At 54.2% G+C, this 24,066-nt stretch carries 23 protein-coding genes; 10 read left to right on the top strand and 13 right to left on the bottom strand.

Annotated elements, in window-relative coordinates; all coding sequences use genetic code 11:
• Positions 1 to 11: 11 nt before the first annotated feature.
• Complete coding sequence (locus R2K26_RS08025) at positions 12 to 920, bottom strand: (4Fe-4S)-binding protein (protein ID WP_316519514.1); 909 nt, start codon at positions 918 to 920, stop codon at positions 12 to 14.
• A gap of 220 nt (positions 921 to 1,140) precedes the next feature.
• Between R2K26_RS08025 and R2K26_RS08020 the strand changes: the two genes are divergently transcribed.
• Genes R2K26_RS08020 through R2K26_RS08010 form a run of 3 tightly spaced genes read left to right on the top strand, consistent with a single transcriptional unit; the run spans position 1,141 to position 3,095 of the window.
• Positions 1,141 to 1,776 (top strand): SH3 domain-containing protein, encoded by a 636-nt coding sequence (locus tag R2K26_RS08020; RefSeq protein ID WP_316519513.1) that lies wholly within the window; start codon positions 1,141 to 1,143, stop codon positions 1,774 to 1,776.
• Positions 1,777 to 1,784: 8 nt separating this feature from the next.
• Positions 1,785 to 2,405, top strand: coding sequence for a TrkA family potassium uptake protein (locus tag R2K26_RS08015; protein ID WP_316519512.1), 621 nt, complete (start codon positions 1,785 to 1,787; stop codon positions 2,403 to 2,405).
• A 12-nt stretch (positions 2,406 to 2,417) separates the two neighbouring features.
• Complete coding sequence (locus R2K26_RS08010; protein ID WP_316519511.1) at positions 2,418 to 3,095, top strand: NAD-binding protein; 678 nt, start codon at positions 2,418 to 2,420, stop codon at positions 3,093 to 3,095.
• 274 nt (positions 3,096 to 3,369) lie between these two features.
• On the opposite strand, the gene R2K26_RS08005 is transcribed toward R2K26_RS08010, so the two are convergent.
• A complete protein-coding gene (locus tag R2K26_RS08005) occupies positions 3,370 to 5,547 on the bottom strand; it encodes an alpha-galactosidase (protein WP_316519510.1) in 2,178 nt (725 codons plus the stop codon).
• A gap of 340 nt (positions 5,548 to 5,887) precedes the next feature.
• Here R2K26_RS08005 and R2K26_RS08000 point away from each other — a divergent pair, with 340 nt between their 5' ends.
• The 4 genes from R2K26_RS08000 to R2K26_RS07985 all read left to right on the top strand — a co-directional run bounded on the left by R2K26_RS08000 (position 5,888) and on the right by R2K26_RS07985 (position 10,020).
• Positions 5,888 to 6,886: a glycoside hydrolase family 130 protein gene (locus tag R2K26_RS08000; RefSeq protein WP_308448665.1), complete on the top strand. Its 999-nt coding sequence runs from the start codon at positions 5,888 to 5,890 to the stop codon at positions 6,884 to 6,886.
• Between the two features lie 134 nt (positions 6,887 to 7,020).
• Positions 7,021 to 7,629, top strand: a complete 609-nt coding sequence (locus tag R2K26_RS07995; RefSeq protein ID WP_316519509.1) for a carbohydrate-binding family 9-like protein — start codon at positions 7,021 to 7,023, stop codon at positions 7,627 to 7,629.
• Positions 7,630 to 7,847: 218 nt separating this feature from the next.
• Positions 7,848 to 8,507 (top strand): class I SAM-dependent methyltransferase, encoded by a 660-nt coding sequence (locus R2K26_RS07990; protein WP_316519508.1) that lies wholly within the window; start codon positions 7,848 to 7,850, stop codon positions 8,505 to 8,507.
• 121 nt (positions 8,508 to 8,628) lie between these two features.
• Positions 8,629 to 10,020 (top strand): MATE family efflux transporter, encoded by a 1,392-nt coding sequence (locus R2K26_RS07985; RefSeq protein ID WP_316519507.1) that lies wholly within the window; start codon positions 8,629 to 8,631, stop codon positions 10,018 to 10,020.
• A 155-nt stretch (positions 10,021 to 10,175) separates the two neighbouring features.
• On the opposite strand, the gene R2K26_RS07980 is transcribed toward R2K26_RS07985, so the two are convergent.
• The 4 genes from R2K26_RS07980 to R2K26_RS07965 all read right to left on the bottom strand — a co-directional run bounded on the left by R2K26_RS07980 (position 10,176) and on the right by R2K26_RS07965 (position 14,600).
• The gene (locus tag R2K26_RS07980) at positions 10,176 to 11,510 is read right to left on the bottom strand and encodes an aminotransferase class V-fold PLP-dependent enzyme (RefSeq protein WP_316519506.1); all 1,335 of its coding nucleotides are present in this window, start codon (positions 11,508 to 11,510) and stop codon (positions 10,176 to 10,178) included.
• Positions 11,507 to 12,892 (bottom strand): thioether cross-link-forming SCIFF peptide maturase, encoded by a 1,386-nt coding sequence (gene scfB / locus R2K26_RS07975; RefSeq protein WP_316519505.1) that lies wholly within the window; start codon positions 12,890 to 12,892, stop codon positions 11,507 to 11,509. The genes R2K26_RS07980 and scfB overlap by 4 nt, the downstream gene beginning before the upstream one ends.
• 70 nt (positions 12,893 to 12,962) lie before the next feature.
• Positions 12,963 to 13,118: a six-cysteine ranthipeptide SCIFF gene (scfA, locus tag R2K26_RS07970; protein WP_176820824.1), complete on the bottom strand. Its 156-nt coding sequence runs from the start codon at positions 13,116 to 13,118 to the stop codon at positions 12,963 to 12,965.
• Between the two features lie 189 nt (positions 13,119 to 13,307).
• Positions 13,308 to 14,600, bottom strand: coding sequence for an O-acetylhomoserine aminocarboxypropyltransferase/cysteine synthase family protein (locus R2K26_RS07965; protein WP_176820823.1), 1,293 nt, complete (start codon positions 14,598 to 14,600; stop codon positions 13,308 to 13,310).
• A gap of 587 nt (positions 14,601 to 15,187) precedes the next feature.
• On the opposite strand from R2K26_RS07965, the gene cysK reads away from it, so the two are divergent.
• Together cysK and R2K26_RS07955 are read left to right on the top strand one after the other, a co-directional pair.
• Positions 15,188 to 16,117, top strand: coding sequence for a cysteine synthase A (cysK, locus tag R2K26_RS07960; RefSeq protein ID WP_316519504.1), 930 nt, complete (start codon positions 15,188 to 15,190; stop codon positions 16,115 to 16,117).
• A 256-nt stretch (positions 16,118 to 16,373) separates the two neighbouring features.
• The gene (locus R2K26_RS07955) at positions 16,374 to 16,811 is read left to right on the top strand and encodes an Rrf2 family transcriptional regulator (RefSeq protein WP_308448671.1); all 438 of its coding nucleotides are present in this window, start codon (positions 16,374 to 16,376) and stop codon (positions 16,809 to 16,811) included.
• Positions 16,812 to 16,874: 63 nt separating this feature from the next.
• On the opposite strand, the gene R2K26_RS07950 is transcribed toward R2K26_RS07955, so the two are convergent.
• The 7 genes from R2K26_RS07950 to R2K26_RS07920 form a co-directional block, all read right to left on the bottom strand.
• Positions 16,875 to 17,060 carry a DUF6472 family protein gene (locus R2K26_RS07950; protein WP_308448672.1) on the bottom strand — a complete coding sequence of 62 codons (186 nt, stop codon included), beginning with the start codon at positions 17,058 to 17,060 and terminating at the stop codon, positions 16,875 to 16,877.
• Between the two features lie 9 nt (positions 17,061 to 17,069).
• On the bottom strand, positions 17,070 to 17,828 hold the full coding sequence (locus tag R2K26_RS07945; RefSeq protein WP_316519503.1) for an amino acid ABC transporter ATP-binding protein: 759 nt from the start codon (positions 17,826 to 17,828) through the stop codon (positions 17,070 to 17,072).
• Positions 17,829 to 17,842: 14 nt separating this feature from the next.
• Positions 17,843 to 18,502: an amino acid ABC transporter permease gene (locus tag R2K26_RS07940; RefSeq protein WP_176820818.1), complete on the bottom strand. Its 660-nt coding sequence runs from the start codon at positions 18,500 to 18,502 to the stop codon at positions 17,843 to 17,845.
• 83 nt (positions 18,503 to 18,585) lie between these two features.
• Complete coding sequence (locus R2K26_RS07935; protein WP_316519502.1) at positions 18,586 to 19,419, bottom strand: transporter substrate-binding domain-containing protein; 834 nt, start codon at positions 19,417 to 19,419, stop codon at positions 18,586 to 18,588.
• Between the two features lie 188 nt (positions 19,420 to 19,607).
• Positions 19,608 to 20,435, bottom strand: a complete 828-nt coding sequence (locus tag R2K26_RS07930) for a transporter substrate-binding domain-containing protein (protein ID WP_316519501.1) — start codon at positions 20,433 to 20,435, stop codon at positions 19,608 to 19,610.
• Between the two features lie 218 nt (positions 20,436 to 20,653).
• A complete protein-coding gene (gene ilvD, locus R2K26_RS07925; RefSeq protein ID WP_396897235.1) occupies positions 20,654 to 22,369 on the bottom strand; it encodes a dihydroxy-acid dehydratase in 1,716 nt (571 codons plus the stop codon).
• Between the two features lie 28 nt (positions 22,370 to 22,397).
• Positions 22,398 to 23,165 carry a hypothetical protein gene (locus R2K26_RS07920; RefSeq protein ID WP_316519499.1) on the bottom strand — a complete coding sequence of 256 codons (768 nt, stop codon included), beginning with the start codon at positions 23,163 to 23,165 and terminating at the stop codon, positions 22,398 to 22,400.
• 166 nt (positions 23,166 to 23,331) lie between these two features.
• Here R2K26_RS07920 and aroD point away from each other — a divergent pair, with 166 nt between their 5' ends.
• The gene (gene aroD, locus R2K26_RS07915) at positions 23,332 to 24,066 is read left to right on the top strand and encodes a type I 3-dehydroquinate dehydratase (protein WP_316519498.1); all 735 of its coding nucleotides are present in this window, start codon (positions 23,332 to 23,334) and stop codon (positions 24,064 to 24,066) included.

Raw genomic sequence — 24,066 nt, 5'->3', positions numbered from 1 at the left:
TCCTTTCGGAATTATTTTGCGAGGATCTCCTCGCGGCGGTTCAGAAGATCATCGGAAAACACGTCGTGTTCGAATTTTTCAATGCCGAGGCGGTCAATAGCTTTGCCGAGGCGTTCTTTGGGCATGGCATTTTCCTTGAACCAGAGCATGGTCTTCTCGAGCAGAGGCTCAATCTCCGCGCGGGTGACGAAGCGGCTGAGCGGCGTGCCCATGCGTGTTTGCTTGCCCCACGTGCCGCCGACATAAATGCGGTAAACGACCGGGCTTTCGTGGCGGACAGCCTTAAACGGGCATTTGCCGGTGCAGACGCCGCAGGCGAGGCACTTTTCATCGATATGTAATTTGCCGTTTTCGACGTGTGCAGCCTTGGAGGGACATGATTTTTCCACCATGCAGACCTTGCAGCCGCGGCAGGTGTCTTCGTCGAAGATCGGCACGCGGTGGCCCTCAATGCCGAAATCGTTTAAGGAAGGCTTCATGCAGCTGTTCGGGCAGCCGCCGATGCCGATTTTGAACTTGTGCGGTAGTTTGACGTTTGCCCAGCCGACGTAGTATTTTTCGTGCAGCTCTTTGGCGAGCGCCTGTGTATCGTAGTTGCCGTAGACGCACGTGGTGCCCTTACATGCGGTGACGGGGCGTATTTTAGCGCCGGTGCCGCCGAAGTAGAGGCCACGCTCGGCAGCGTAATCGCAGGCGGCGTCAATCTGCTCGAAGGGGATGCCGACGATCTCGGCGGACAGGCGGGAGGTGAACGTCACCTTGCCGCTGCCGAATTTTTCGGCAATCTCGGAGATGGTGCGCAGGTCGGCAGCGGTGAAGACCGCGCCGGCGCAGACGAGACGGCCGGAGAAGCACTCTGTGCCGCGATTGATGAGGAAGCCGCGGCCCTTGACGGACGCGATCTGTTCGGGTTTTAACATGATGAACACTCCAATATCCAAGCAAAATATTCCCTGTAATTATAGCCCTTTTTCGGGGTAATGGCAAGAAATGCGGGTGATTTTTGCAAAAGAAATGAAAAAACCGGGCGAAGTATTGGATTTTCCTTTGAACTGTGCTAAAATAGCTAATAACAAATCATCTTATGTTCCGGCGACATTTTTAATGCGCGCCGAAAAAAGAAAGGAGAAGTGAGCTTTTGTGAAACGAAGCATTCATTATAAAAATATGTTAAAAAGGATGATCACGGCGGCACTGTGCGCCGCGATAATCCTTGGCACCGCGGCATGCGGCAAGGGCGGCGCCAAGGCGGAGCCCTCTCCCTCCCCGAGCGTGGAGCCTACCGCAACGCCTATACCGGTCGAAAAAGTGAAGGTGGCGATCATCAACGACATCGACGATTCGTTGAATGTGCGCAGCGAGGCTTCGACGGATTCCGAAATTCTCGGCACGGCAGAGGCCGGCGAGGCGTTCGAGGTTGTGGCACAGGACGATACCTCCGAGTGGGTGGAAATCTCTTACTTTGGGCAGAATGCGTATGTGTTCGCGGAATTTGTGACGATCAGTGAGAAAGAGAAGACCGCACTTGCGACCGCGACGCCTTCGCCGACCCCGAATGCGGAAAACGGCACGACCGATGACAACGGGGACAGCGGTGACGCGCAAAATGGCAGCGAGGCATCGCCGACACCCGCTCCCACCGCAGAGCCGACGCCGAATGCGAATAATCCTATTATCGTAAACGGCGGTAACCGAGAGAATACGAGCTCCGGCAGCACATCAGACGGCATGACGGCAGAGACCATTCGCGATACGGAAGATCCGGAGCGACGCTGAGGTAAACTATGAATGTGTTAGTTATAGGCTGCGGCCTGCTTGGGCGAAAAATCGCCCGCACCATGGACGAAATGGGTTGGGACGTTTCTGTTTTAAGCAACATTGAAAGCGACTTGGAGCTTTTGGAAAACGATTTCGAGGGCGTGACATTCCGCGGGTTCCCGATGGATATTCGTAACCTGCGCGAAGCGGGCATTGAAAGCTGCGACGCGGTGGCGGTGACAACGGCGGACGATAACCTCAATATCACGGTGGCGCAGATTGCGCGCGATTACTTCGGTATCCAAAACGTGGTGGCGCGTGTTTCCGACCCCGCGCGTGAATTGATTTTTGAGCATATGGGATTGCATACCATTTGCCCCACAAACCACGCCGGCGACCGTATTGTGCGGATGCTGAGCGGAGAAAAAATGAACAAGAAAATCGAGTTCGGTCTGCATACGGTCGACTTTGACGTGCGGCCGGCGGAGCGGCATCAGATCGGCAAGAATGTGGACGAACTGCGCGGCAACCCGGGCGAAGTGGTGTTCGGCATCATCCGCAAAAGCGGCGCGTTCGTTTTAGCGGGGCTTGCACCCTTGAAGCTCGAGGCAGGCGACGAGATTGTGTACAGCCGCGCAATCGATTAAGGGGGATGTGCTATGAACATTGTCATTATGGGCGGCGGCAAGGTGGGCGAAAGCCTTGCGCGCCGCATTTTGGAGGGCCGCCGCCACGAGGTGCGTATCATCGAGAGCGACCGCGCGCGCAGCTTACAGCTTGCGAACTCGCTGGACGTGGAGATTATCTGCGGCGACGGCACGAACATTGACATGCTGGAAAACGCCGGTGTACGGGACGCCGACTGCTTTATTGCGATATCCGGCAACGATGCGGACAACCTCGTTGCGTCGCAGCTTGCAAAGCAGTATTTCGGTGCGAAAAAAGTGATTGCCCGCGCAAACGACCCGCGCAATTTGGAGACGATGCGTGTGCTTGGCGTGGATTATGCGGTGAGCAGCACGGAAATCATTGCGCAGATGATCGAGCAGGAAGCGAACCTGATGGAGTTTCATCTTGTGGCATCGCTGAACAAGGGCCGCGGTCAGATTTGCTCCGTGACGCTTGGAGAGAATTCGGCTTTGCACGGCAAGTCGGTGCGTGAGGTGGTGTTCCCGAAGGGGGCGCTGCTGATTTCCATTGTGCGAAATAACAAGCTCATCATTCCGGGCGGCGACACGGTGCTGCAAGCGGGCGATGAGATTATTGCGGTATGCGAGGAACGCGCACAGAAGGCACTGATCCGCCTGATGAACAGCACGCATGCGGATGAGAAATAAGTCGATTTTTTTATGATTTATATAGCAGGACCCCGTAGGCACGTTGTGTGTTTACGGGGTCCTGCTTTGTTCATTTAATTCTAATGATTTGCGGGGCAAATCATGCAGGAAATCCATGCAACCGGGTTTCCTGCGGTTCTAATTTTGTGGAGGCAAAAAGTGTTTCACGCTCTGCGGAGCGCGACTTGGGGCGTTGCCCCGAGCCCCCATAAACTTTCTGAAGAAAGTTTAATCAAAGACTTTTAGCGTTGCGGCATTATGGACTTCGGCGGCTTTATTTTACAGCTTTAAAGTGCTTTGTGACGCTGGTGCCGTCTTCGTAGACGTCTCTTGTCAAATTAAGGCCTGCGTTCATCAGCATGGCGCCGGAATAGACGGTACCGGTCTCCTCGTCCTGATAGTACGTTTTGGGGTCGAGGCCGCGCAGGCGCTGCACGCAGTAACGGGTCTCGGGCTGACGCATGACGACGGCAGCCATCATGGCTTCCTGTTTATCCGGCGAGACGAACTCCCACGCGCAGTAGAAGTCGTTCTCGGTCGGGGAGACGAGGCGGTAGAAATCGCCCTCGCGGACAAGGCGGTGATATTTGCGGTAGTCGGCGATCTGCTGCTTTACTTCGGCTTTTTCGTCATCGGTGAGCTTTCTGGGGTCTAACTCGTAGCCGAATGTGCCGCACATGGCGACGTTGCCGCGGGTTTTAAGCGAGGTGCGCGGGCGGGCTGCGACGTGTGCGCCAAACGAGGAGATAGGGTAGCACATGGACGTGCCGAACTGAATGGTGAGGCGCTCGATGGCGTCGGTGTTGTCGCTGCACCAGATCTGCGGGGAATAATACAGCATGCCGGCATCGAAACGTCCGCCGCCGCCGGAGCAGTTTTCAAAGAGGATATTCGGAAACGCTTTGACAAAACGATCCATGAGGTCGTATGTACCGAGCACGAAGCGGTGCATGACCTCCTTCTGGCGCTCCGGCGGGAGCAGCGCAGAGCCGACCTCGGTCAGATTGCGGTTGAAGTCCCATTTGACGTAATCAATCTTATTTTCACTGAGGACTTTATACATCTGCGCGAAGATGTTATCGCGCACGTCTTTTCTCGTCATATCGAGGACGTACTGCAAGCGTGCGGGGGAATTTTCACGGTTCGGCACGTGCAGGCACCAATCCGGGTGGGCGCGGTAGAGGTCGCTGTCCGGAGAGATCATCTCGGGCTCATACCAGATGCCGAACTTTAAGCCCTCTGCGTTGACGCGCTCGATGAGGGAACTGAGGCCGCCTTTGAGCTTCTTTTCGTTGACATACCAGTCGCCGAGGGAGGAATCGTCGCTTTCGCGGTGGCCGAACCAACCGTCGTCCATGACAAGCATATCGACGCCCATTTTGGCGGCTTCGTGTGCGAACGCGACAAGCTTATCATCGTCAAAATCAAAATATGCGGCCTCCCAGCTGTTGATGAGCACGGGGCGTTCCACATCGCGCCACGGACTCTTGATGAGGTGCTTCATGTAGGTGCGGTGGAAAATGCGGCTCATCTCGCCGAGGCCCTTATCGGTGTAGACCATGACGGCTTCCGGCGCGGTGAAGGATTCGTTCGGCTCCAGGCGCCAGGTGAAATCGGTGGGATTGATGCCCGCGAGAAGGCGCGTGGCGTTCAAACAGTCTACCTCGGCTTCAATGGAGAAGTTGCCGCTGTAAATGAGGTTGACGCCGTAGACTTCGCCGTTTTCTTCGGTGGCGCCGTGGGCTTTCAGTGCAACGAACGGGTTGTGGTTATGTGAGGAGGAACCGCGCTTGCTCTGGATGGATTGAATGCCGTGGCAGAGCGGGCGCTCTGTGACGGTGCGCTCCTTTGCCCACTTGCCGTAAAGGTGCACCATGTCGTAATCCATCGTGTTGAAGTCGAGGCAGGTGCTGAACACACGCTCAAGCTCCATGGCGCGGTCGGACGTATTCGTCACGACGGCGTGACGCGTCATGACGGGCAGATCTTTGTAAACGGTGTAGTAGAGCTTCACTTCGGCGTTTGTCGTTTGGTCGAGCGTGGTGACCTCGAGCGTTTCGCTGTCACCGTTTTCGTCGCGCAGAGACGGCATGCCGGGCAGCGCAGGCTTTTCGCTTAAAATGCGGTGCGAAACGTAGCGAATGTCGGTCGCGATATTGCCGTCCGCGTTGCGGATTTGGAGTGCAGAGATGCGGAAATCGCCGGTGCCGTTGCAGGAATATTCGCTCGGCTGTGTATCCGGGGAAAACTCCGTGCCGACGTAGCCTGCGGCGTCGGGCGTGAAGGAGCCGAAGTAGCCGCGATCCAATAAATAGCGCATGTCGCAGTCCGGCAGGTATGCGCCGTAGTAGAGGTGCAGCAGGCGGCCGCTGTCATGCACGGCAAAAACGTAACTGGAGGAAGCGGTATCCAGCTTGAAAATTTTCTTTTCGGCATCAAATAAAATCGCCATAAAATCGTTCCTTTCGGGAAAACATAAAAATTCGGGCAGAGAAATATCCGTTTATAACAACAGTATATCGTTTATGCGGCTTTTGCGCAATAGGCATTTGTTGCATAAAGTTGGCGGTTTGTGATGCTGTGTACGGCGCGGGCTTCGGCATTTTGCTAAAGGCGGCGATGAAATTTGGTGGAATTGTGATAGAAACAGCTTTTTCGGAAAAAATAGCTTTACTTTTCTCTTGGTTTGTATTATAGTTAATTGTGATATGGAAGCGGTTACACATTGTAAAGGACTGTATGTGTTCGCTTTCGAATCTCTTTTGAAAAAATATAAAATGGAGGAAACTACAATGGCTAAAATTATTGGCAATGCACTCCCGAACATCCCGTGGCAGGATAAGCCGCAGGGCTACGATAAGCCGGTTTGGCGTTATGACCACAACCCGATCATTCCGCGTGATCTCATCCCCACTTCCAACAGCATCTTCAACTCCGCAGTTGTCCCGTTTGAGGGCAAGTTCGCTGGCGTTTTCCGCTGCGACAACCGCTCTGTTGAGATGGACATCTTCGCAGGCTTCTCCGATGACGGCATCAACTGGAAGATCAACCACGAGCCGATCGAGTTCCAGCCGGCTCCCGGCTGCGACCCGTGCGTAACCCGCAAGGAATATCGCTATGACCCGCGCGTTTGCTGGATTGAGGACCGTTACTACATCACCTGGTGCAACGGTTTCCACGGCCCGACGATCGGCGTAGGCTATACCTATGACTTTAAGACCTTCTATCAGATGGAGAACGCTTACCTGCCGTATAACCGCAACGGCGTTATGTTCCCGAAGAAGATCAACGGCAACTTCGCAATGCTGAGCCGTCCGTCCGACACCGGTCACACCCCGTTCGGCGACATCTTCTACAGCGAGAGCCCGGACATGACGTATTGGGGCAAGCACCGCTATGTCTTCGGCACGAGCAGTCACTCCGGCTGGCAGTCCAAGAAGGTCGGCCCCGGCCCGATTCCGATCGAGACCGATGAAGGCTGGCTGATGATTTATCACGGCGTTCTGAACTCCTGCAACGGCTTCGTTTATCGCTTCGGCGTAGCGCTTCTTGACCACGAGAAGCCGTGGATCGTGAAGGAAAGAGGCAACTTCTATGTCTTCGGTCCGGAAGAGAGCTATGAGCTCACCGGTGACGTGCCGAACGTTACGTTCCCGTGCGCTACCCTGACCGATGCCGACACCGGCCGCATCACCATCTACTATGGTGCTGCCGACACCGTCACCGGCATGGCCTTCACCACCGTTGACGAGCTGCTTTCCTACATGAGAAAGTACCCGCACGAGGTCTAATTAGAATAGCTTTTTCGCAGGCGCTTCCGTTTTTCGGGAGCGCCTGTTTTTATGGAATGATTGTGTTTTGCGGCAAAATCTGGTATAATAAAGCCATGAAAAACCGCGATGGGCGGAAAACGGTTAGGAGCTGTATGAATATGAAAGAGTATGTCATTGAGAAAACGGTGGGTGCGCCGGACTGGACAAAGGTGTCGGAGCTGCAGGTGGACAATGTTTGTTGGTTGCCGGACGCGGGCGTGCGCATGGAGCAGCAGATCTGCTACGACGACAAGAAAATCTACGTGCATCAGGTGGCACACGAAAAGAACATCCGCGCGGAGCTGACCGATAAGCTCGGCAGCATCTGCACGGACAGCTGCATGGAGTTTTTCTTTTCCCCGGTGCCGGAGGACGGGCGGTATTTTAACATTGAGCTGAACTTGAACGGCGCGATTTTCCTTGGCTTCGGCCACGGCAGAGCAGACAGCATTCGTTTGATCCCGGAAGACCACAAGAAGCTTTTTAACATCCGCACGAACAAAACGGCGGACGGGTGGGAAATCTTTTATGAAATTCCGCTTGAATTTCTGCATGTATTTTACCCCGATTACGACTTTAAAAGCGGGCGTGTGATCCGCGCGAACTGCTTTAAATGCGGCGACCTCACCGTGCAGCCGCACTATATGATGTGGAATGAGACGACGAGCGAAACGCCGGATTTCCATCGTCCGCAGGATTTTGGCCGCATGATCTTCGCGTAAACCGCGGTATTCAGCGGGATATTCATGGATTAGTCCAATATCTTTTGCCGAAGCCCGCGCAGAATTGTCGTTTTTCCAAGTTGCAAGGTGAGCGAATTTTCAGTAAAATAGTAATAATGGGTAAATGAAAAATATCGCAAAAGTTTTGCATAGCTTATGCGCCTGACGCAAAACTATCGTTTAGAGTATTGCGTCGGCAGGAAAGGATTGGTGTGCATATGCCACTGGAAAGGATCGACAGTTATTTTAACGGCGCGGTGGAGTCTTATGACGAACGCTTGAAGCGCAGCGCAGAGGATGAAGACGGCTACATTCGCCGCACGGCGGAGTTTTTCCCGAAGAAGGAGCACCTGCACATTCTGGACCTCGGTATCGGCACGGGCACGGGTCTTACGGCAATTTTAGAGCAGAACCCGACGATTTATGTGGACGGTATTGACTGCGCGGATAAGATGCTCTCGGAAATTCCGAAAAATCTGCCGGAGCACAAGGAGCGCATCCGCACGATTTGTGGTGATTTCTTTAAATATGAGTTGGAGCCGGAAAGCTATGACGGAGCGGTTTCCATGATGGCGCTGCATTATTACAGCCGCGAAGAAAATCGCGAGCTATTTCACCGCGTGTACCGTAGTATCAAAAAGGGCGGGTTCTTTCTGTTGAGCGACAAATTCGCGCCGACGCAGATGTATGAGGACTTCTGCCGTTCCGAGTTTGAGCAGAAGCGCAAGGAGCAGCATTTGTCGGCAGACGAGCACTACTATTGCTTTACGCCGCAGTATGTGGCGGGCGAAGCGGCCCTGCTTTTCAAGGCGGGCTTTGCAGAGGTACGCGTGTGCTGGGCAAAATCCAACACGGCGGTGCTTCTTGCCACAAAATAAGCAAATAACAGTTGAAAAGCCGGTCGAACTGCGTACAAATAAGCGGTACGCGTCTTGACCGGCTTCTTTTTTAATGCTATAATTTTTTGAAAGCAACTATTTTGGAAATGGGTGAATACTTTTGGAACTCTTTAACGCACAGCATGTTTTGCACGGCGAGCCTGTGACGGGCGAGCTGCCGTCTACGAACTCGCTTTTCAAAACGACCATCAACATGGCGTGGCCCTCGATGGTGGAATCGTTTTTGGTGGCGCTGGTCGGCTTTATCGATACCATCATGGTGAGCACGCTGGGCTCTTACGCCATTGCAGCGGTGGGTCTGACGCAGCAGCCGAAGTTCATCGGTTTGGCGCTGTTTATGTCGATGAGCACGGCCATCTCGGCGCTGGTTGCACGGCGTAGGGGCGAGCAGAACCGCGAAAGCGCGGTGCGCATTTTGAAAACGTGCATTCTGGTCGCCGTGATTTTAACGGCGATCATCAGCGTTACGTTTACGGCGTTTGCAGACCCCATCATCCGCTTTGCGGGCTCGGCGGACGATACGCATGAAGCGGCGGTGGAGTATTTCCAGATCATCATGGGCGGCATTGGGTTTACGACCGTGATGATGATCGTGAACGCGGCACAGCGCGGCGCGGGCAACACGAAGATCGCGTTGCGCACGAACATAGTCTCTAACCTTGTGAACGTGGTGTTCAACTATCTTTTGATCGGCGGCAACTTTGGGTTTCCTGCGCTTGGCACGCGCGGCGCGGCGCTTGCGACTGTTATCGGCTCTGTGATCGGCTGCGCGATGAGCTTGCACTCCATGTTCGCGAAGTCCTCGTTTGTGTATATCCGCGCTGTGAAAGGCTTTTTTGCCTCGAGGTTTGACGTGCGCTCACTGCTTAACGTCGGTTCCAGCGCGTTTGTGGAGCAAATCTTCCAGCGCATCGGCTTTTTGCTGTTCGCCATCACCGTTGCGAACCTCGGCACCGCTGCGTATGCTGCGCACCAGATTGGCATGAATATGATGAGTTTGACGTTCTCGTTCGGCGATGGGCTTTCGGTGGCGTCTGTGGCGCTGATCGGCAGGAGCCTCGGCGAAGAGCGGCGCGACCTTGCAAAGCTGTACGCCTCCATGTGCCAGCGGATTGGACTTTTCTGCGCGTTTGTGATGTCGATGATCTTCCTGCTCTTTGGCAGGAATCTCTATGGCCTGTTTTCGAATGAGCAGGAAATTCTCGATATGGGTGTGATGATTATGCGTATGCTGTGCGTTATTATTTACTTCCAGATCACGCAGGTCATTTTCTTCGGTTGCTTGAGAGGCGCGGGCGATACGAAGTATACCGCGTTTGCGTCTATGATCAGCGTCACCATTATCCGACCGGCTCTGAGTTGGCTGCTGTGTTACCCGCTGGGATTGGGACTGCTTGGCGTGTGGCTTGGGCTGTTCGGTGACCAGTTTATGCGGTTCTGTCTTGGGTACTTCAGAATGAAGCAGGGGAGATGGCTGGGAATTAAGATTTGACGATCCCGCGACAACGGGATGCAAAAGTTTTTGCCAGCCTTTTCAAAAGGCTGCGGGTTCTTAGGGCAGCGCCCTAAGTCGCTTTCAGCAGAAAGCCCTCCGTCTTTTCCATGAAAAAGGAAAGACGGAGGGCTTATTGTTACTTATAAAGTCAATCATTCCACAACGACCGTGCAGTGCTCGGTGCCGTAGTATTCCATCGCGGAGATGACCTCAGGGGTCAGGCGCTCACCGCATACAGCAAGCGGCACCGCGGGTGGGCAGCTCACGTTGGCGTCTGCCAAAATGCGGTTTTCGCACTCGGAAAGCGGTAACGTTTCACTCGGCGAGAAGAGCGCCTCGCGCGGGGAAAGTACACGCTCGGCATGCGGCGGCACAGGCGGCTTTGAAAGGATCGCCGGGGCGGGCAGAACGGAGAGCAGCGCGCGCTCGAGACGGGCGAAATCTGCGGGTGTGGTCTCCGGCGTGAACATCATCACAAGGTGGTCTGCGTCGGAAAACTCGCAGTAAATGTTGTGGTGCGTCAAAATTTCTGCCAGAGCTGTGCCCGTGTAGCCGAAGGACTTCGGCAATAAGCAGAGCTTTGTGCGCTCCTCGCCGCAAAGAGCATAGCCGTGCGCACAGAGCATTGTTTTCAGCGTGTCAAGACGCTCCGCACAGGCTTTGAGCTGTGCAGGAAAAGATGTTGCTAAAAGCGGATTCATTGCGTCGAGCGACTGCAAAATGAGGTAGGACGGGCTCGTAGACGCAAAGAGCGCCATGGCGCTTTCCGCACGCTGCGCGAACATGTCCGGCGTGCCGTGCGCGATGTGCAGATACGCGCCGCCCGTTAAGACCGGCAGTGTTTTGTGTGCGGAATCACAGCAGATGTCTGCGCCGAGCTGCATGGGGTGCATGGGCTCGGGCAGAAAACGCAGGTATGCGCCGTGGGCGTTATCGACGAGCAATAATACGCCGTGTTTTTTGCAGACGGTGGACAGGGACTTGATGTCCGCGATGTTGCCGAGATAATCCGGGCTTGTGATGTACACGGCGGCAGGGTTTTCCGATACGATCACGTCTTCGAGCTGCGCGAGGGTGATGGCGCAGGAAATGACGCTTTCCGTGCCGTAGATCCAGCGAATGTCAAGGTCGAGCAGCGCTGCGGCCGTCATGAAGACCTTGTGTGCGTTACGGCCTGCCGCAATGACGGGCTTTTTGTGATTTGCGCGGGCATGCAGCAGCGCAAGATACAGCATGGCGCGGATGCACAGGGATGAGCCCTCGGCGGAATAGACCGTCTTTTTGGTGCCGAATAACGCGGCGGCGTTCGCTTCGCTTTCGCGGATGATGCCCTCGGCGTGGTAGAGCACGTCTGCGCCCTCAATCTCGGTGAGGTCGAGCGGCTCGGGACCGAGCAGCGCGGTGCCCTTGTGGCCCGGCATGTGCATGCGCAAAGCGCCGCTATATCGGTAGCGGCGCACAAATTCGCAGATTGGTGCGGTTATCATGCGTTGTTATCCAATGCCTTGGAGGCTTCGAGCATGATGGCGCATTCCATACGTTTTTTAAAGAGCTCGCAGCCCTCTTTGTAAACGCCGCGGACGGAGCCGGTGGCGTGGTAGGCGTTTGCGGCGCAGCCGCCGGAGCAGTACAGTCTTGCCCAGCAATCGCGGCACTCGGGGTGAGCGTACACGTTGCAGGAGGCGAAATCCGCCTGAATTTCCGTGTTCGTCACGCCTGTCCAAACATCGCCGAGGCGGAATTTTTCGTCGCCGACGAACTGGTGGCAGGGGTAGAGGTCGCCCCACGGGGTGACGGCCATGTACTCTGTGCCGGAGCCGCAGCCCGAAATGCGCTTGTAAATGCACGGGCCGCCGGTGAGATCGATCATGTAGTGGTAGAACGTGAACGGTTTGCCGGCGCGGCGGCGCTCCAGCATAAGCTCAGCAAGCTTTTCGTACTGCTCCATGACGATGACGCGGTCTTCGTCGGTCAGCGCGGAGGGGTCTCCCGGTGCGCAGACGACCGGTTCCATGCTCAGTTCCGTAAAGCCGAGGTCGAGCATCTGCTGAATGTCCTTGAGAAAATCAGGGTTTGCGTGCGTGAATGTGCCGCGCATGTAATACGCCTTGTTGCCGCGCGCCTTGACGAGCTTCTGGAATTTCGGAACGATGCGATCCCAACTGCCGTTGCCGGCGTAGTCTACGCGGTAGCGGTCGTGCACTTCCTTGCGGCCGTCGAGGCTTAAAACGACATTGCTCATCTCGCAGTTTGCAAAATCGATGACGTCGTCGTCGATCAAAACGCCGTTTGTCGTCAACGTGAAGCGGAAGTGCTTACCGCATTCCTTTTCGCGGGAACGGGCATACGCGACAAGCTGCTTTACGACGTCGAAATTCATCAGCGGTTCGCCGCCGAAGAAGTCGACTTCCAAATTGTGGCGCGTGCCGGAGTGTTCGAGCAGGAAATCAAGCGCCTGCTTGCCGACCTCAAAGGACATGAGAGCGCGGTCGCCGTGGTACTTGCCCTGGCTTGCAAAGCAGTAGGAGCAGTTTAAATTGCAGGTGTGCGCCACGTGCAGGCACAGCGCCTTGACGACGTTGGCGCTTTTCGCTTTCAGCGCACCTGCCATTGGCTCGAACGTATCGGGGGTGAAGAGCTTACCGGCGTCGCGCAGCTCTTCAATCTGCTCGTAGCACTCGTTGATGTCGGCTTCGGTCACGTCCTCACGGTTGCCGTATTTTTCCAGCATAGCGGAGGTGATCGCCTCGCGGCTTTCGGTCTCGAACAGGCCAATCATGTCGTAGGCGACTTCATCAACAAGGTGGACGGAGCCGGAACAGATATCGAGCACGATGTTCATGCCGCCGAGTTTATAACGGTGTATCATCTAAAAAATCCTTTCGCATCTATACATGAAAAAAGCCGCCAAAAAAGGCGGCGTTTTCTGAACCTTTGAATTACTTCGCGTTCTTCTCCGTGTTCTCGCACTGCTGGTTTGCAATGCCGCAGCTCGTCTTGCAAGCGGACTGGCAGGAAGTCTGGCACTCGCCGCAGCCGCCGTTCTTTGCGCTTTCGCACAGGTTGCGGGTCTCAAGCGTCTGAATGTGTTTCATATCATTTCGCCTCCGAATTGTTACTTTATAAGCTAACTTTATTAGCCTTAAAATTCTAACACAGATAGGGCGGGATGTCAAGATGCAAAGCCGCCGGATTTCGGGAAAAAGCATGTCCCCACGCCATTTCTGACGTGGGGACACGGAAAATAGGATATCGGAGAAATCAGTTTTAAGGAGTGTTTTGAATCAGTCACCGAAAGCCTGGGAAAGATCGGCGATGATGTCATCGATGTGCTCGGTGCCGATAGAGAGGCGAATGGTGTTCGGCTGGATGCCCTGCTCTGCGAGCTCTTCTTCGTTGAGCTGCGAGTGCGTGGTGGAAGCCGGGTGGATAACGAGGGACTTCACGTCTGCGACGTTTGCAAGCAGAGAGAAAATTTTGAGTCTGTCGATGAACGCCTGTGCTTCCTTAGCGCCGCCCTTGATATTGAACGTGAAGATGGAAGCGCCGCCGTTCGGGAAATACTTCTTATAAAGCTCGTGGTACGGGCTGTCCGGCAGAGACGGATGGTTGACGCTTTCGACTTTCGGGTGCTTGGAGAGGAAATCGACAACCTTCAGCGCGTTCTCTACATGGCGTTCAACGCGCAGAGAGAGCGTTTCAAGCCCCTGCAGGAACAGGAATGCGTGCAGCGGAGCGAGCGTTGCGCCGGTATCACGCAGGAGGATTGCACGGATCTTCGTGACAAAGGCTGCCGCGCCGACGTCCTTTGTGAAGCTGATGCCGTGGTAGCTGGGGTTCGGCTCTACGAGGGACGGGAATTTGCCGCTGCCTTCCCAGTCAAACTTACCGCTGTCTACGATAACGCCGCCGATCGCCGTGCCGTGACCGCCGATGAACTTTGTAGCGGAATGGACAACAATGTCTGCGCCGTACTCGAACGGACGGAGGAGGTAAGGCGTTGCGAATGTGGAGTCTACAACAAGCGGAATCTTATGTGCATGTGCAATGGCTGCGACCTTTTCAATGTCAATCAGCGTTGCGTTCGGGTTACCGATGGTCTCGATGAAGACGGCCTTTGTCTTATCGTTAATCGCGTTTTCAAAAGCGCCCTCTTCATCCGGGTCTACGAACGTTGCGGTGATGCCGTACTGCGGGAGCGTGTGCTCGAGCAGATTGTAGGTGCCGCCGTAGATGGTCTTCGCGGAAACGATGTTGTCACCTGCGCTTGCGAGGTTGAGAAACGTATAGTTGATGGCTGCTGCACCGGAAGCGACGCCAAGCGCTGCCACGCCGCCCTCAAGGGCTGCAATGCGCTGCTCAAATGCGTCCACGGTGGAGTTCGTCAGACGGCCGTAGATGTTGCCTGCATCTGCGAGCGCGAAGCGGGCTGCTGCGTGTGCAGAGTTCTTGAAGACGAAGGAAGTCGTCTGATAGATCGGCACTGCGCGGGCATCGGTAGCGGGGTCCGGGTTCTCCTGACCTGCGTGCAGCTGGATGGTTTCAAAATGGTAGTTGTTATCATATGTATAGCTCATGGTAATACCTCTTTCATAATTTCAGAATTTAATTTTTGTTTTAACGGATTTTGAGAAGTTGACGAAAAGCTGAGCTTCACATTCGTCCGTTTCTGAAATTGTGGCGAAGCATTTGCCGGAAAAGGGATCGCATCATCGGGGTGCGCCTCCTTTGAGATTTACTTCGGTTTTTATGTTTGAAGGTTTCATAACACTCAAAACATATTGACTTGGTATGTTTTGTATGATACACGTTAGATTGCAATTTGTCAACCCCTAAAATGCAAAAATTGAAGAAAACTTTTGGAAACCATACTATTATATGGGGGAAACTGCATTTTGCATTGCAAAGCGGCGGATCGTTTCAACGAGTTTTAAAGGTAAAAGAAAAAGTGAAAAAAGATGTTGACAAATTTCCCCTGTGGTGATAGGATATAAACAAGCTCAATAACCTATGAAATAAGTAGGTTTCATAAGTTTAGTAAAATAAGGCAAAGGAGAGACGCGATATGAACCTGTTTCCGTACAGTCGGCGATGTTGCGCCGCGGCCTGAAACGATACAAGAATGCAAACTCATTTATATAAAGTATTTTAAGGAGACTTTACCATGCGTGTATATCGGAAAATCACAGACCTCATCGGCAGCACTCCGCTTCTTGAACTCACCAACTACGAAAAAGCAAATGAACTGAACGCGAAAATCTACGCGAAGCTTGAGTATTTCAACCCGGCAGGTAGCGTAAAGGACCGTATCGCAAAAGCGATGTTGGACGACGCCGAGGAAAAGGGCCTCTTGAAACCCGGCGCAGTTATCATTGAACCGACAAGCGGCAACACGGGCATCGGCCTTGCTTCCGTTGCGGCTTCCCGCGGTTATAAGGTAATCCTTACCATGCCGGAGACGATGAGTATGGAGCGCCGCAACCTTTTGAAGGCTTACGGTGCGGTGCTTGTCCTCACCGAAGGTGCAAAGGGTATGCCGGGCGCTATCGCAAAGGCGAAGGAGCTCGCCGAGCAGACCCCAAACAGCTACATTCCGAGCCAGTTCACGAACCCGGCAAACCCGGCGGTGCACCTGAAGACGACCGGCCCGGAAATCTGGGCAGACACGGACGGCAAGGTCGATATTTTCGTTGCAGGCGTCGGCACGGGCGGCACGCTTTCCGGTGTAGGCGCGTACCTCAAGTCGCAGAACCCCAATGTTAAGGTTGTCGCGGTGGAACCGGCTACCTCCCCGGTTCTCTCCGGCGGCAAGGCGGGTCCGCATAAAATTCAGGGCATCGGCGCGGGCTTTGTGCCGGATACGCTGAACACCGACATTTACGATGAGATTCTCCCCGTGCAGAACGAGGACGCGTTTGCGACCGGCCGCGCGCTGGCGCGCAGCGAGGGCGTTTTGGTGGGCATCTCCTCCGGCGCGGCAGTCTTTGCGGCAGCACAGCTTGCAAAGCGTCCGGAAAACGCAGGCAAGGTCATCGTGGCGCTTCTGCCCGATACCGGCGAACGGTACCTCTCCACGCCGATGTTTGCAGACTGATACAGCATACAAGAATCCAAACACACATCTTTGGGATAGAAAATGAATGAGGAAAAGGGGCAAGACTTTCGGGTTTTGCCTTTTTTCGCGGGTTTAAATGAGTTTATAAAGGGTGTTTTTGCAGTAAATTACCGGCAAAAATAAAACTCTTGAAAACCTACTAAAAACATGTTATTATGGTATAAAGTTTGCGGCGGACAGTGAGCCCACTTGTTTTATTCCGGAAACGCTATTTTACATAAAGGATGGATACCGCATGAAAATTTCCACCAAAGGGCGCTATGCGCTGCGCATGCTGCTGGATCTCGCACAGCACCAGAATGACGGCTACGTCGCGCTGAAGGACATTGCCCGCCGTCAGAATGTCTCCAAAAAATATCTGGAGCAGATCGTGCCGATGCTCAATAAATCCGATATTCTTCTTGCAAGCCGCGGTTTTCAGGGTGGATATCGTCTGGCGCAATCGCCGGATAAATACACCGTGGGCATGATTCTGCGCATCACGGAGGGCAGCCTCGCGCCCGTCGCGTGTCTCGATCACGACCCCGTTCTGTGCGACCGCAGTGCAGACTGCATCACGCTGCCCGTGTGGCAGGGGCTCAGCCGCGCCATCAACGAATATCTCGACAGCATCACCCTGCAGGATATATTGGATCAGCAGCAGGCGACTTTCGTCAACGATTACAGCATTTAAATATCGATGAAATCAAAAGCTCCCCCGAAACGAATTCGGGAGAGCTTTTGTCATACAATGTTATTATATTTGCTTGCGGACGATGGTGTATTCGTCGCCGGGGCGGTAGTACGGGCAGTTTTGAAAGCGGCCGCCGATGAACTGGGCGGTTTCGTCCTCGTCTAAGTCCATATCGCAGACATAGAAGCCGTACTCATCGTCGTACTCGTAATACAGGCAGTCTTCGCATTTTGAGGTATTTTCAAACATACTATCGCCTTACAGAACGCTTTGCAGGAACTGGCGCGTGCGGTCGTGCTTCGGATTTGTGAAGATCTCCTTCGGGGAGCCTTCCTCCAAAATCGCGCCATCATACATGAACACCACGCGGTCTGCCACTTCGCGGGCAAAGCCCATTTCGTGCGTGACAACAAGCATCGTCATGCCTTCTTCCGCAAGCTCCTTCATGACGTTCAGAACGTCGCCGACGAGCTCCGGGTCAAGGGCGCTGGTGGGCTCATCGAACAGCATCATTTTCGGCTCCATGGCGAGCGCGCGGGCGATGGCCACACGCTGCTGCTGGCCGCCGGAAAGCTTTGCGGGGTAGGAATCGAGCTTATCGCCGAGGCCGACCTGATTTAAAAGCTTCACGGCCTTTTCTTTGGCTTCCTTTTCCGGCACGCCCTTCACGTTCATCGGGGCGAGCATGACGTTTTGCAGTGCCGTTTTGTGCGGGAAGAGGTTGAAGCGCTGAAACACCATACCCATCTCAAGCAAAATAGCGGCGCGCTCTTTATGCGGCAGCTTTACCTGATTGTGGCCATTCACGCGGTCTTCGATGAGCTTGTCGTCGATCCAGATCTTGCCGCTCGTAGGCTTTTCAAGGTGGTTTAAAGAGCGCAGATACGTCGATTTGCCTGCGCCGGACGGTCCGATGATGACGACCACTTCGCCCGGCTCTACGGTGAGGCTGACGTTTTTCAGCACCTCTACGGAGCCGAAGGACTTACAGATATTTTCCGTTTTAATGATAGACATAGCCGTATTCCTCCTTATTCGTAGATGGACAGGCGCTTTTCAAGGCGATTGAAAATAACGGTGAACACGCCGGTGATGATGAGGTAAATGATCATAGCCGGGATATAAACGAGAGCGCTCGCCTTGTTGGAAGCGATAATCTTCGTCTGGTAGGTCAAATCGGTCAGCGCGATGATGGACACAAGGGAGGTATCCTTCAGCACCATGACGAACTCGTTGCAGATCGGCGGAATCATGCGGCGGTAGGCCTGCGGGATGATGACAAGGCGCATCGCCTGCGAGTGGGTGAGGCCGAGCGCCGTGGAGGCTTCGAGCTGGCCTTTATCGATGGACTGAATGGCTGCGCGGATGATCTCCGCGAGGTAGGCCGCGACGTTCAGCGAGAACGCGATCCAAGCGGCCAAAAAGCGGCTCTGAATATTGAACGCCGGAACGAGCTGCGGCAGCGTGTAGTAGAGGAAAAACAGCTGCATCAGAAGCGGCGTGCCGCGGAAGAAGAAGATGTACGCGCCGCACACGGAGCGGAGTACGGTGTTTTTGGAGATCTTGCCGAGGGCAAGAAACACGGCGAGCACGAGTGCCGTCAGCACGGAGGTGACGGAAAGCGCAAGCGTTACGCCGGTGGCCTGGAGCAGCGCCGGCATCCAGCCGATGATTTGTTGAATGGCGTTCATGGTTGATATCCTTTCCGATATAAATGGGGCAAGAGACCTCAAAACGGGGCCTCCTGCCGAAGTTTCCTTTTACGTTATTGCGCTTATGCGTCCTTCTTTGTGACGATGACGAGCTGGTTGGAGAGGTACGGCTCGGTCATTTCATACGCTTCCTGACGTTCCGGGGTGATGGAAACGCCGGCGATAATCATATCGTATTGGCCTTTATCGAGGCCTGCGAAAACGCCGTCGAAGGAGGTGTTGACGAACTCAACCTCAAGGCCGAACAGCTTACCGATCTCTTCTGCCATATCAACGTCAAAGCCCTGGTATACAAGGCCGCTGTCGTCGGTGTACTCAAGCGGCGGATAACCGGCCTCAAAGCCGATGGTCAAAACGCCGTCCTTAACGGTCTTGACCTTACTCGGGTCAACGGTCGGTTCCTCGGTGACGTTGCGCACGCCCTCGGTGACATCGGTGCCGAAGTGCTTCATGGCGAGCTCGGAGATTTTGCCGTTATAATAAAGCGTGTTGATGGCGTTTTCGGTCTGCTCCAAAAGGTCTGTGTTGCCTTTCTTGATGCAGACGCCCATCGGTTCGCCTTCGTCGCTTTTCCAAACGCTCTGGAATTTGGAGTCGTCGTCTGCGAGGTAATACGCCGCGACAACGCTGTCTACATACACGGCATCTGCACGGCCGAGCGAAACGTCATCAAAGCACTGCGTAATCTTTTCATACGGGAGAATCTCGACGTCAACGCCCTCTTCCTGCATTTTCTGCAGAGCGTCGTGGGCGGTGGTGCCGGTCTGCACGCTGACCTTAGCGCCGGCGAAATCGTCCGGGCTTTCGATCTTCTTTGTACTGGAGCTGCTGCATGCGGTGGCGGAGAGTGCCATTACGCCGGCGAGCACGGCAGCAAGGATTTTCTTCATTTTCATGTGTTTTGTCCTTCTTTCTCAATTTTCCCCGATAAAAAGATACAGTCGTTTTACTGTACCAATCGATTAGAATACTTGTATTCTACCCCCAAAACCCGTTTGGGTCAATAGCGAAACTGCCAAATTAATGTATATTTATACATGTATACATAGGTATTTTTCAAGATTTGTGGGTAAAATCGGCGTTTTTACTTTAACGTGACAATGACAAGCTGATTCGAGACATACGGCTCCGTAAGGTCATACGCGGCCTGACGTTCCGGCGTAATGGACACGGACGAGATGATGACGTCGTACTGCTCTTTATCAAGGCCCGCGAAAATGCCGTCCCACGCGGTGTTGACAAACTCGATGTCTACGCCCAACACCTCGCCGAGCGCTTTTGCAAAGTCGATGTCGAAGCCTCGATATTCAAGCCCTGCGTCATCGGTGTACTCCATCGGCGGGTAGCCGACTTCCACGCCGACGGTCAAAGTGCCGCCCTTGAGTGTTTTAAGCTTAGAAAGGTCAAGCACCGGCTTTTCCGTCACATTGCGCACGCCGTCCACATCGGCGGCGGAGCCGAAGTGCTTTTCGGAAAGCTGCGCCATGGTGCCGTCATAATATAAGGTGTCAATCGCGCCTTCGATGAGCTCTTTCAAATCGTCGTTGCCCTTTTTAAGACATACGCCGATTGGCTCGCCGGTTTCGCTCGTCCATGTTTTCCGGTATTTCGTGTCGTCCTCCGCGAGGTAGTAACCCGCAACGACGCTGTCCACGTACACGGCATCCACGCGGCCGAGTGCGAGGTCGTCAAAGCACTGCGTCACCTTTTCGTACGGCAGCACGTTGATGTTCATGCCCTCGTCCTGCATATCCTGAATGCTTTCGTGCGCGGAGGTCGCCGTCTGCACGGAAATTTTCGCGCCCTCAAAGTCCGTCGGGCTTTCAATCTTCTTCGTACTGCCTGAACATGCCGTAAGTGAGAGCATCATAGCGCCAATTAAAAATGAAGCGCAAACCTTTTGAATTTTCATTTTACATTCACCCTTCCGCAATATACCTTTAAGCTTTGGTTTGTATAATTTTGAAGATTAATGTATTTTACGCCGATTTCATTCAAAAATCAAGCGAAATAATGCACAAACTAATGTATATTTATACGTGTATACATGGTGAATTTTGAAAAAGAAAAGCCTGCATTGTGCAGGGACTCAAAATGAGAGTTGCATAACGCAGGCTTTTAGGATTCGGTTTAGTCCATGTAACCGCCTTGCATGGGGGAGTGTGCCGTTTGCGTGAAGCGCTTTAAAACGCCGTGCGTGTAGCGGCTCTTAAACGGTGGCAGCGCTTTGCGGCGCTCGTTAAACACGCGCTGCACTTCTTTCTCGCTGCATTTTTCGCCGTTGATACCGACGACGCGCAGAATACGCTGCGGAATGTCGATCTCGATAAGGTCGTTTTCTTCGATTAAAGCGATGGGGCCGCCCTGTGCGGCTTCCGGCGAAATATGGCCGATGGCGGGACCCTTGCTTGCGCCGGAGAAGCGACCGTCCGTCAGCAGCGCAATGCTGGCAGAAAGCTCCGGGTCGCTCGAAATGGCTTCGGTGGTGTAGAACATTTCCGGCATACCGCTGCCGCGCGGGCCTTCATAGCGGATGATGACGGCGTCGCCCGGCTGAATTTGGTGCGTTAAAATGGCGTGGATGGCATCTTCCTCGCAGTTGAACGGGCGCGCCTTCAGAAGCGCCTTGTGCATCTCCTTCGGCACGGCACTGTGTTTTACGACCGCGCCGTCCGGGGCGATGTTGCCGCGCAGAATGGCAATGGCGCCGTTCGTGCCGATGGGATCATCGAACGAGCGGATGATATCCGTGCGCTTGAGACCGGTTTTCTTTAAATAGGTATCACACTTCTCGTAGAAGCCGTTTTTCTTTAAATCTTCCAGATTTTCGCCGAGCGTTTTACCCGTGACGGTCATGACATCGAGATGCAGGTGGTCTTTGATTTCCTCCATGATGCGCGGTACGCCGCCTGCATAATAGAAGTACTGCGCGGGCCACTCGCCTGCGGGACGGATATTCAGAAGATAATGCGCGCCGCGGTGCATGCGGTCGAACGTATCCGCATCGAGCGGAATGCCGAACTCATGCGCGATGGCGGGCAGGTGCATCAGTGTGTTTGTGGAGCCGGAGATGGCCGCATGTACCATGATGGCGTTTTCGAACGATTTCAGCGTGACGATATCGGACGCTTTCATGCCCTTTTTCGCGAGTGCCACGGCGGTTTTGCCGGCTTCCTCCGCTGCAACGGAAAGATCTTCGCAAGTGGCGGGCATCAGCGCCGTGCCGGGCAGCATGAGGCCGAGCGATTCCGCCATAATCTGCATGGTGGACGCGGTACCCATGAACGAGCATGCACCGCAGGAGGGGCACGCGTGGTGCTTGTAATACGTGAACTGCTCCTCGGTGATCTCACCGCGCTCATACATGGCGCTGTATTTGCCGATCTGCTCCAGCGTTAAAAGGTCGGGACCCGCGTCCATCACACCGCCCGTCACGAACACGGCCGGAATGTTGATGCGGCCGATAGCCATGAGCAGCGCAGGCACGGATTTATCGCAGCTTGCGAGGAAAACGCCGCCGTCAAACGTTGTCGCGTTGGCGTGAATTTCCACAAGGTCGGCGATGATGTCGCGCGAGGGCAGGGAATAATTGATGCCATCGTGCCCCTGTGCCATGCCGTCGCAAATATCGGTCGCAAAGTAAAGCGCACCCTTGCCGCCCGCTTCGTATGCGCCCCGGCTTGCTTTCTGCGCCAAATTTAAAAGGTGCGCGGAGCCGGGGTGGCTCTGCCCGTAGGTGCTTTCAATTAAAATCTGCGGCTTTGTGAGGTCCTCCTCTTTCCAGCCCATGCCCATGCGCAGCGGGTCCATTTCCGGCGCAAGCTTGCGAACTTCCTGACTTTTCAACATGTTGATTCCCTCTTTGATGATAACTTTATGCGGCAGCAAATGCGCCGATCTCAAAATCGGCATAGGTGCCGTCTTTATTTTGCTTTGCGGTGCAGTCTAAAAAGTAAGAGGCACCGTCCCCGGCACGCCATTTTTCGGCGTCAAACGTCAGTGTGCCGTTTTCGTCGTTTTTCTCCGTGATCTTAAATAAGCAGCCGTCTTCCCACAAAAGCTCGTCCGTTTCTAAGTAGCCCTCGTCTTGCAGCTCCTTAAACGTGAACGTGAGCGGGCGGCGCTCGGTAAGCTCGCCGAACCGCCATGCGATCGCCTGTATTTCGCCTTTCGTCAACGGCGTTTCGGTCAGGTCGACGGAGATATATTCGGTGTCGCTTTGCAGCGTTTCGTCCGTGTTGAATAATTCCTGCAGCACGGACAAATACAGCGCGCATCGCCCGTCTGTTTCATTTTCGCGTACGGTGATCTTCTGCACCTTATCGGGCTCGCTCGGGTAAATGGCTTTGATATACCCGCCGTAGGTGACGTCTACCGTCATGCCGGGGATGAGGTCATCCGGCGCGTTCTCCGGCCTTGCACAGCGGTATACGCCGTCATCTTCCCCGGCGAGTAAAAGCTGGTTGCCCGAAATATCGACAAGGCGTGCGGTGAGCGTTGCAGTCTCGGCCGCGCTCGGTTCCGATGCGATGCTTTGCGGTTTATCTGCACCGCCCGAGGATGCCGGTGCGCTTTGGCACGCGGTGAAAAGCAGAATGATGCACAAAAGAAAAGCGAATAAAGAATTTTGTAAACAGGTCATAAGGCCAACTCCTTTCACTTTATAGGTAGGAAAAAGGGGTCACGCGGTTACAAAATCATCATAGCAGATTTAGAAGTCTGTTACAAGATACAAATACTTTTTGTTTTGACTTTTGTGCTTAAATTGTCTATACTGTGTACAAGTTGACAAAAAGGGAGCGAAAGCTATGCGGCAGGTAGTTGTAAATGATTTGGTATTCGGTAGCGGCAGAATGAAAATTTGTGTGCCGGTGTGCGAGAAGACAACGGAAGCGGTTTTAGACGCCGTAAAAGAGATCAAGACCACCCCGGCGGATCTTATCGAATGGCGCATCGATTATTTTGACGAGGACATGTTTGCGGCCGCGCCGGAGATTTTTAAAGCAGCCGCGCCGTTGCCCGTGCTGTGCACATTCCGCACAAAAGCGGAGGGCGGCGAAAAAGCGATAGATCCCATGGACTATTTTGCGATGAACGCGCAGCTGAGCGCCTTGGGTGCGCCGCTTGTCGATTTAGAGCTTTTCCTTTGCGAGCAGTACGATGACATTGCAAAGGCGACCGTTCAGGCTATGCACGATATGGGTACGAAGCTTATTATCTCGAACCACGACTTTGCCAAAACGCCTGCACGCGAGGAAATCGCCGACCGCTATAAGCGTATGATGGCGCTAAATGCCGACCTGCCGAAAATCGCCGTGATGCCGCAGAATGAGCGAGATGTGATGGTGATGCTGGCGGCGATGAATGAATCCACCGCGTTCTGCGGCCCGCTCATCGGCATTTCCATGGGCGAGCTCGGCAAGGTGACGCGCGTGCGCGGCGGGGCGTTCGGCTCTGTGATGACGTTTGCGTCAAAAGGAAAAGCCTCCGCACCGGGACAAATCGATGCAGAGACTTTATCTAAAATGCTGAATGAAAATTAA

Origin of the sequence: Neglectibacter sp. CSJ-5 (assembly GCF_032490475.1) — a bacterium.
In the GTDB taxonomy this organism is placed as follows: Bacteria; Bacillota; Clostridia; order Oscillospirales; family Acutalibacteraceae; genus Hominenteromicrobium; species Hominenteromicrobium mulieris.
This window is presented reverse-complemented; position numbering and strand designations above follow the sequence as displayed.

Excerpts from the sequence above, each read along its gene's own strand:
- R2K26_RS08025 (WP_316519514.1), bottom strand. The coding sequence starts at position 920 with ATGTTAAAACCCGAACAGATCGCGTCCGTCAAGGGCCGCGGCTTCCTC.
- R2K26_RS08015 (WP_316519512.1), top strand. The coding sequence starts at position 1,785 with ATGAATGTGTTAGTTATAGGCTGCGGCCTGCTTGGGCGAAAAATCGCC.
- R2K26_RS08010 (WP_316519511.1), top strand. The coding sequence starts at position 2,418 with ATGAACATTGTCATTATGGGCGGCGGCAAGGTGGGCGAAAGCCTTGCG.
- R2K26_RS08005 (WP_316519510.1), bottom strand. The coding sequence starts at position 5,547 with ATGGCGATTTTATTTGATGCCGAAAAGAAAATTTTCAAGCTGGATACC.
- R2K26_RS08000 (WP_308448665.1), top strand. The coding sequence starts at position 5,888 with ATGGCTAAAATTATTGGCAATGCACTCCCGAACATCCCGTGGCAGGAT.
- R2K26_RS07995 (WP_316519509.1), top strand. The coding sequence starts at position 7,021 with ATGAATATGAAAGAGTATGTCATTGAGAAAACGGTGGGTGCGCCGGAC.
- R2K26_RS07990 (WP_316519508.1), top strand. The coding sequence starts at position 7,848 with ATGCCACTGGAAAGGATCGACAGTTATTTTAACGGCGCGGTGGAGTCT.
- R2K26_RS07980 (WP_316519506.1), bottom strand. The coding sequence starts at position 11,510 with ATGATAACCGCACCAATCTGCGAATTTGTGCGCCGCTACCGATATAGC.
- scfB (WP_316519505.1), bottom strand. The coding sequence starts at position 12,892 with ATGATACACCGTTATAAACTCGGCGGCATGAACATCGTGCTCGATATC.
- scfA (WP_176820824.1), bottom strand. The coding sequence starts at position 13,118 with ATGAAACACATTCAGACGCTTGAGACCCGCAACCTGTGCGAAAGCGCA.
- R2K26_RS07965 (WP_176820823.1), bottom strand. The coding sequence starts at position 14,600 with ATGAGCTATACATATGATAACAACTACCATTTTGAAACCATCCAGCTG.
- cysK (WP_316519504.1), top strand. The coding sequence starts at position 15,188 with ATGCGTGTATATCGGAAAATCACAGACCTCATCGGCAGCACTCCGCTT.
- R2K26_RS07955 (WP_308448671.1), top strand. The coding sequence starts at position 16,374 with ATGAAAATTTCCACCAAAGGGCGCTATGCGCTGCGCATGCTGCTGGAT.
- R2K26_RS07950 (WP_308448672.1), bottom strand. The coding sequence starts at position 17,060 with ATGTTTGAAAATACCTCAAAATGCGAAGACTGCCTGTATTACGAGTAC.
- R2K26_RS07945 (WP_316519503.1), bottom strand. The coding sequence starts at position 17,828 with ATGTCTATCATTAAAACGGAAAATATCTGTAAGTCCTTCGGCTCCGTA.
- R2K26_RS07940 (WP_176820818.1), bottom strand. The coding sequence starts at position 18,502 with ATGAACGCCATTCAACAAATCATCGGCTGGATGCCGGCGCTGCTCCAG.
- R2K26_RS07935 (WP_316519502.1), bottom strand. The coding sequence starts at position 19,419 with ATGAAAATGAAGAAAATCCTTGCTGCCGTGCTCGCCGGCGTAATGGCA.
- R2K26_RS07930 (WP_316519501.1), bottom strand. The coding sequence starts at position 20,435 with ATGAAAATTCAAAAGGTTTGCGCTTCATTTTTAATTGGCGCTATGATG.
- R2K26_RS07920 (WP_316519499.1), bottom strand. The coding sequence starts at position 23,165 with ATGACCTGTTTACAAAATTCTTTATTCGCTTTTCTTTTGTGCATCATT.
- aroD (WP_316519498.1), top strand. The coding sequence starts at position 23,332 with ATGCGGCAGGTAGTTGTAAATGATTTGGTATTCGGTAGCGGCAGAATG.